The following is a 7,400-nucleotide window of genomic DNA, read 5'->3' as shown; positions in this document are numbered from 1 at the left end:
CTGGTGGATTGGCGGCTAACGCCCACCTTCTCGCCAAAGCAGATGAGGAGACACGCACCGTCAAGGGTGAAGCCACAACATCAGCTCAACCATCAGGGCCCGAGGCGCCATCCGAGGTGTCGGCCAGCCAAACCCAACCGCTCTTGCGACCCGGAATCATTCAAACCCTTGATCAGCTCAAAGCACTGCTGAAGCAGTTAATGAACTGCCGTGATTCCCTAGCCCCCATTGCCCTCGACACGGAAACCACCGATCTCAATCCATTCCGCGCTCAGCTGGTCGGCATTGGTCTGTGTTGGGGGCCTGGATCTGACGATCTGGCCTACATCCCGGTGAGTCATCAAGGCGATCCCATCCCAGAGCAGTTACCACTGGAAACGGTGCTACATGCCCTTGCTCCATGGTTGGCGAGTGGCGAGCACCCCAAAGCCCTTCAGAACGCCAAATACGACCGCTTGATTCTGTTGCGCCATGGCTTACCCCTTGCCGGTGTCGTCATGGACACCCTGCTGGCTGATTACCTCAGGGATGCAGCAGCAAAACATGGCCTGGATGTCATGGCCCAGCGGGATTACGGCATCAGTCCCACCCTGTTTAGTGATCTCGTAGGAAAAGCCAAAGAGGGCAAGGCCAGCAATTTCTCCGAGGTGCCCCTCGAAGCAGCAGCTCAGTACTGCGGCATGGATGTGCATCTCACCCGCAAGCTCGCCATCGACCTCAACCAACAACTGGAGGCCTTAGGGCCCCAGCTTCCAAAATTGCTGAGCAAGGTGGAATTGCCCCTAGAGCCCGTGCTGGCCGTGATGGAGGCCACCGGTATTCGCATTGATGTGCCCTATCTCGAAGCGCTTTCCTCCGAAATCGGAACCAACCTGGAACGGCTGGAAGCAAGCGCAAAAGAGGCTGCAGAGATTGATTTCAACCTCGCATCACCCAAACAACTCGGCGACTTGCTGTTCAACACCCTCGGGCTTGACCGCAAAAAATCAAGGCGCACCAAAACCGGATACAGCACCGATGCCACCGTGCTCGAGAAGCTGGAACATGATCACCCAGTCGTGCCCCTCGTGCTTGAACATCGGGTGCTGAGCAAATTGAAGAGCACCTATGTGGATGCGTTGCCCCAACTGGTGGAAGCGGAAACCGGGCGGGTCCACACCGATTTCAACCAAGCGGTGACCGCAACAGGCCGGCTGAGCAGCAGCAACCCCAATCTGCAAAACATTCCTGTACGCACGGAATATTCCAGGCGCATCCGCAAGGCCTTTCTGCCCCAAGACGGCTGGATCCTCCTCAGTGCCGACTATTCGCAAATCGAGCTACGGATTCTCACGCACCTCTCTGGAGAAGAGGTCTTGCAACAGGCTTACCGCGATGGAGACGACGTGCATGCCCTCACCGCACGCTTGCTTCTTGACAAAGACAAGGTGTCGCCGGATGAACGACGACTGGGAAAAACCATCAATTTCGGCGTGATTTACGGCATGGGCGCCCAACGCTTTGCTCGCGAAACAGGTGTTAGCCAAAGCGAGGCCAAAGACTTTTTGAGCAAATACAAACAGCGCTATCCCAAGGTGTTCGCTTTTCTGGAACTTCAGGAACGTCTCGCGCTTAGTCAGGGTTATGTGGAAACGATTTTGGGACGCAGGCGCCCTTTCCACTTCGACCGCAATGGGCTCGGCCGCCTCAATGGCATGGATCCACTGGAGATCAATTTGGAGGTAGCGCGACGCGGCGGGATGGAAGCACAGCAACTTCGCGCCGCGGCCAATGCTCCGATCCAGGGCTCCAGTGCCGACATCATCAAGCTGGCCATGGTGCAGCTACAAGCAAAACTTGAAAGCAACAATTTGCCCGCCCGACTTCTTCTACAAGTGCATGATGAACTCGTGCTCGAAACGGAACCCGAGGCGCTAGCCGTTGTTGAGACACTGGTGGTGCAAACCATGAAAAATGCCATCGAGTTGTCTGTTCCCTTAGAGGTTGAAACAGGAAGTGGAAACAATTGGATGGAATGCAAATAAGAAGCAAAAAGACACTCCATCAAGGCTTCTATCCATATTGAAAGAGTGAACCATACGTTCCAAACGTTATGAGATCACTTTGTTTAAGTTAGGAGCATTTTTCCAATTCGCAGCCAAGGCAATGATTGCCACTCCACCACAGGCAATCGCAAATCGAAATGGTGCCTCGGGGCCAACAGAGGTCATTAACTGACCGCCTAAGAAGGAAACAATCGCGGCCGCAAGGGTAAAGAGTGACGTAGCAAAACCCATGACCCAGCCCTGCTCTTCTTTGGAAACAGATTCAGAGAATCCTGTCAACATTGTTGGATAACCGACACCATGCAAGGCCCCAGAAGGCAGCATGATTGCCAAGGCCAAAGGTCCAGAGGGAACAAGCAAGAATGCCGTCACACAACAACAAAACAACACGGTGCAGCTCGCCATAATGGCCCGTTTAGAAAACCGAGCATTCAAAGGCTCAACAAGAACACTGCTCGAAGCAATCAAGCCAACACCCATCAAAAACATTCCAACACTGGAGCCTGTAGCCCCATAGCCAAACCGTGTGGACAGGTTGGCTGACACAAACACATAAAGACCTAAGACACACAACATATAGGGAAAAAATGCCGTTGAAACACGTCGAACCGAATCTCGATTAAGGGCATCCGCTAACAACTTAAATACCACCAATGGATTAGCGTCCATCGGATTGAGCTCTGTCTTGACATCTTCAAATCCAAAGAAAACAAGCATCAACCCCACAAAACACAACAAACCACCAATCACAAATGGCAAGTGTGAGGATGCCAGGCCGCCAAGAAGATCCTGATCTGAGAAGAGTCCTCCAATAATCGGTCCCACCACAAGACCAAAACTCATCCCAACGGTTGTCAGCCCTAAATTACGCGCGCTTTCTCGATCACTTTTCGCAAGATCAATCATGGCTGCAGCAGCGATTGGCTGTGCTCCAGCAGTAAAGCCAGTAATCCCCCGAGAGATCACCAAAAGACTGTAATTATGTGAAATCAGCGCCACTGCTGCAATGGCGTAACCGGCAATGGCACCGATCAAACAAATCAGGATCCCCCTCTTACGTCCAATACTGTCTGAAAGCCTTGAAACATAAATCGATCCAAAAAACCAAGTCAAAAAGAATGTGCCAATGGCTACTCCATAGAGAAGAGCGCCTTGAGATTGCGAAACACCCGGTGGAAGAAACCCACCATTGGGTTGCATCAGCAAGGCCGCGAAAATAGGGAAGGCAAGGCCTTGACCCATCACATCAACAAAACAAGTAAACATCAATGCGAAAATCGCAAGCGACATTCAATCCCCCATCTAATTAATTTCCTCTCAAAAAACTAGCAAGAACATGATCAGCACCAATACCGAGGCTGATCACTGACATCAATTGACCTCAGGTAATGTTCACGCGCCTCAGCTGTCAGGCAGTTTCAAAACATTGATTTTCAATACAAACCAACGAATAGTTGTTCCAGAAAGATAGTCATCAAGAAGAGCGAATGATTGATCCCTTGGCGTCCTGGCAAGCAGCAAGCAAGCCTTATTTCCGTGATACAACCACTTCAATCCGCCGCTCTTGAGGTTCAGGGATCTGAGTTCAGCTTGCGCTGGGCAAGGATCTCACCTACCGGCGGGCCTAAGGGGCATCACCAGCACGGATCTAACATCGATCGAAGGTTTTTGATCTGCGCAGGCAGGCATCAACCGCGATTTGACTCCCGTTCCTAAGCCTGATGTCTTCCCTGCGCTTAACCAACAGCCTCACCAGTCGCACGGAAGCATTTGAGCCCTTAGAGCCAGGAAAGGCAACGATTTACTGCTGTGGCGTCACGGTGTACGACCTGTGTCACTTGGGTCATGCCCGCAGTTACATCAATTGGGACGTTCTACGCCGCTACTTGATTTGGCGAGGCTACGACGTGACCTATGTCCAGAATTACACCGATATCGACGACAAGATCCTCAATCGTGCTGCCGAAGAAGGCAGCACGATGCAAGCGGTGAGCGAGCGCAACATCGAAGCCTTTGAGCTCGATATGGGCCGGCTCAACATCCTTCCGGCCGATCGCATGCCTCGCGCCACCTGTTGCATCGAAGGGATTCAAACGCTCATTGCTGAACTGGAGACCAAAGGAGCTGCCTATAGCTCTGATGGTGATGTGTATTTCGATATTTCCAAAGCCAAGGACTACGGCAAGCTCAGTGGTCGTGACCCCAACGAGCAACAGCAGGGGGCAAGCGGCCGTACGGCTGATGGTGAGGAGAGTCGCAAGAAACACCCATTTGATTTCGCTCTATGGAAAGGAAGCAAAGCGGGTGAGCCGAGCTGGGACTCCCCTTGGGGCCCAGGACGCCCTGGCTGGCACATCGAGTGCTCAGCGATGGTGCGCCAGGAACTTGGCCTAACGATCGATATTCACCTAGGCGGAGGTGATTTGGTGTTTCCTCATCATGAAAACGAAATCGCTCAATCCGAAACCGCCAACGGCGCTCCCCTCGCTCGGCTGTGGATGCACAACGGGATGGTCAATGTGGGCGGAACAAAGATGTCGAAATCGCTGGGTAACTTCACCACGATCCGCGCACTGCTTGAAAGCGGACTCTCGGCCATGGCCCTGCGCCTCTTTGTTCTCCAGGCTCATTACCGCAAGCCCCTTGACTTCACTGCCGAAGCGCTGGAGGCATCCACCACTGGATGGAAGGGATTGAATGCCGCCCTCAAGTTGGGGGAAACCCATGCTGCCGCCTTGGAATGGAGTGATCACACGGCCCTCAGCAATGAAGCGGTCCAAGCCGGAAGGAACGCCCAAGGTCCTTTTGAAGACCTGGAACAACGGTTCACCGCCGCTATGGACGATGACCTCAATAGCTCCGGAGCCTTAGCCGTGCTGTTTGAACTCGCCCGTCCGCTCAGAGGGTTAGCCAACCGTCTGGATCGAGGCGACCAGCCTGAGCAGCCAGCCGAGGAGCTGACCCAACTGCACTCACGCTGGTTGTTGTTGCGCGAGCTCGCGGCCGTTCTTGGTCTACGCAGCGAAACAGATGAGTCGCAACCCTCTGAAAACAGCGGTGTCGATGCCCAAGCGATTGAGCAGGCCATTGCCAATCGCAAAGCAGCAAAACAGGAGAAGAACTATCAAGAAGCCGATCGCATTCGCAAGTCCCTCAGCGACCAAGGCATTGAACTCATCGACAAGCCTGGCGGACTGACCGATTGGAGACTGATTTAACGCTCTTTTCCAGCCATCATCGCTTCAATCTTCCTAATTCTTTCCAAGGTGGTGATCCAGACATCAAGACGGAACCTTTGATCTCCCAACTCAGGGTCAGTCGTTTCCATTGCTTCGATACGAGCCTGCAGCGCATTCACCATCGCTTCAATATCCTCCTTGGCCTCGAATGCATCCCAAAGCTCCCGCTCCAACCGAGCCCGCTCAATAAAGTTCCAACGTTTAAGCCACAACATTGAAAGGCGTCCACAGAGGCTCCTGTCTACCGGATTGCTGACACCTTTTGACGGACTCACCCACTCTTGGAATTGACAACCTTGCATCCAGAAAGCCTTTCGAAGGCGATTCAGCTCTCGGTCTCACCGGTGTTTTTGCTCGCGGGGATCGGGGCCCTTCTCAACGTTCTTTCCGCCAGGCTCGGCCGAATTGCAGATCACTATCGCCGTATCAGCGAATCGGATGCCACAGGAAATGATTTTGAACGTAGTCATTGCAAGCGACGAATGCAACACATTCTTCGTGCGATCTGGCTTCTCACCTGCGCCACCCTCCTTCTTTCCATCGTGGTTTCAGCGATGTTTATGAGTGTGATCACTCAAGTGAACCTCACGTCAATCGTGGCACCTCTTTTCATCACCACGATGGGAATGTTGATGATGGCCTCGATCTCGTTCCTCCTGGAAGTGCGACTGGCAAGTGAATTTGTGCAGAGAAAGTTTTAAAAACCCCACAGCATTCTGCGAGCAATCAAGCAGCTGGAAACCATTGACGCCATAAATCAACAACACTGATCAATAAACCAGCAGTGATCACAACAGGAGACACCCAGCGCAGGAAAAAGAGCATCAAGCCGATTAAACCTGCTGAGGTTTTCGATCCCTGGAGATCATTCCGGAACCGTTTCGGAACCACCCACCCCACAAGCAGTGCAATTAAGAGTCCTCCCAAAATCAGCAGCACACCGCCAAAGATCGAATCCATCACTTCCAAGACCGGGATCGACATCGCAGCCGGGAGGCCTGCAACAAAAATCAGCAATGCCATCAGCCATGCCGATCGCCTGCGGGACCAGCCCAAGCGATCCATCAAAGAAGCCACCGGTACCTCCAGCAACGACACCGATGACGTAATGGCCGCGAGATAGGCCAAGGAAAAGAAGAGCACTGCCACCAAGCGTCCGGCAGAGCCAAGGGACGCAAGTCCCGTGGGAATCGCTAAAAACAAAGCCCCAACGGTGGACTCGGTCACCGTTTCCTGCAGACCAAAGCTGATCACTACGGGGAATGTGATCAGTCCAGCCAACAGACCCACGGCCGTGTCCAAACCCACCACCGCGATCGCTTCCCTCGGCAGACGCGCACTACTTTTCAAATAGGCCGAATAGGCAAGGATGCAACCGATTCCGGTGCCGATGGAGAAAAAGGCCTGGGTAAACGCATTGCGAATGGTGGTGGGGTTGAGCAGCTGAGCCGCATCCCAACGCAACAGAAAGGTTTGATATCCCCCCACAGCCCCAGACAACGTGGCAGCCCAGAGAGACAAACCAACCAGCAACACAAACAACAGAGGTAAGGCCCAACGCGACAAACGCTCGATTCCTCCCTGCACACCAGCAGCCACCACCGCGGCGGTTAAGGCCAGGCTGGCCCCCTGGCCAAGGAGGGCGCTATTGCCCGTACTCACCGATCCAAACAGCGATTCAGCTGTCTTCATGTCATCTGGCAGCCCCACCCATAGGGCATGAACGAGGGTGTGAGCTGTCCACCCCATCAGCACCGCATAGAACGCCAAAATTCCGCAGGACGCGATCAAAAACAGCCATCCCATTGGCCGCCAAGCCTCTCCAGCCGCCGCAACAGGAGCCAGCAAAGGGCTTTGGGCCGTACTGCGACCAAGCACCATCTCTGCCACTAAAACTGGCAGACAGACCACCAACACAATCAGCACATAGAGAAGTAGAAAGGCACCACCACCTCCCTGAGACGCGCGATAAGCAAAGCCCCAGAGGTTGCCCAAACCCACGGCGCTACCGGCTGCTGCGAGCACAAACCCCAATCCGGACCGCCAGCGCTCCTTCAGTGCCATAAACCCGAAGCCAACTGCAATCATGCGAAGTTTGCCAGGCATAGGCATTGAG

At 53.6% G+C, this 7,400-nt stretch carries 6 protein-coding genes; 3 read left to right on the top strand and 3 right to left on the bottom strand.

Annotation, left to right across the window (positions count from 1 at the left end; genetic code table 11):
* Positions 1 to 2,024 (top strand): DNA polymerase I (polA, locus tag NCN04_RS05520; protein WP_250395428.1); only part of this gene is annotated, 2,024 nt, incomplete at its 5' end.
* A 66-nt stretch (positions 2,025 to 2,090) separates the two neighbouring features.
* Here polA and NCN04_RS05515 read toward each other — a convergent pair.
* Positions 2,091 to 3,311: an MFS transporter gene (locus tag NCN04_RS05515; protein WP_256381407.1), complete on the bottom strand. Its 1,221-nt coding sequence runs from the start codon at positions 3,309 to 3,311 to the stop codon at positions 2,091 to 2,093.
* Between the two features lie 455 nt (positions 3,312 to 3,766).
* On the opposite strand from NCN04_RS05515, the gene cysS reads away from it, so the two are divergent.
* Entirely contained in the window at positions 3,767 to 5,263 is a 1,497-nt protein-coding gene (gene cysS / locus NCN04_RS05510; RefSeq protein ID WP_250395427.1) for a cysteine--tRNA ligase, read from the top strand.
* Here cysS and NCN04_RS05505 read toward each other — a convergent pair.
* A complete protein-coding gene (locus NCN04_RS05505) occupies positions 5,260 to 5,499 on the bottom strand; it encodes a hypothetical protein (protein ID WP_250395430.1) in 240 nt (79 codons plus the stop codon). The genes cysS and NCN04_RS05505 overlap by 4 nt on opposite strands.
* Positions 5,500 to 5,565: 66 nt before the next feature.
* Here NCN04_RS05505 and NCN04_RS05500 point away from each other — a divergent pair, with 66 nt between their 5' ends.
* Positions 5,566 to 5,985 carry a DUF2721 domain-containing protein gene (locus NCN04_RS05500; RefSeq protein ID WP_250395426.1) on the top strand — a complete coding sequence of 140 codons (420 nt, stop codon included), beginning with the start codon at positions 5,566 to 5,568 and terminating at the stop codon, positions 5,983 to 5,985.
* A 25-nt stretch (positions 5,986 to 6,010) separates the two neighbouring features.
* On the opposite strand, the gene NCN04_RS05495 is transcribed toward NCN04_RS05500, so the two are convergent.
* Positions 6,011 to 7,348, bottom strand: coding sequence for a sodium-dependent transporter (locus tag NCN04_RS05495; protein WP_250395429.1), 1,338 nt, complete (start codon positions 7,346 to 7,348; stop codon positions 6,011 to 6,013).
* Between the last annotated feature and the right edge of the window lie 52 nt (positions 7,349 to 7,400).

This window comes from Synechococcus sp. MU1655, from assembly GCF_023630655.1.
GTDB lineage: Bacteria > Cyanobacteriota > Cyanobacteriia > PCC-6307 > Cyanobiaceae > Synechococcus_C.
This window is presented reverse-complemented; position numbering and strand designations above follow the sequence as displayed.

Excerpts from the sequence above, each read along its gene's own strand:
- NCN04_RS05515 (WP_256381407.1), bottom strand. The coding sequence starts at position 3,311 with ATGTTTACTTGTTTTGTTGATGTGATGGGTCAAGGCCTTGCCTTCCCT.
- cysS (WP_250395427.1), top strand. The coding sequence starts at position 3,767 with ATGTCTTCCCTGCGCTTAACCAACAGCCTCACCAGTCGCACGGAAGCA.
- NCN04_RS05505 (WP_250395430.1), bottom strand. The coding sequence starts at position 5,499 with ATGTTGTGGCTTAAACGTTGGAACTTTATTGAGCGGGCTCGGTTGGAG.
- NCN04_RS05495 (WP_250395429.1), bottom strand. The coding sequence starts at position 7,348 with ATGGCACTGAAGGAGCGCTGGCGGTCCGGATTGGGGTTTGTGCTCGCA.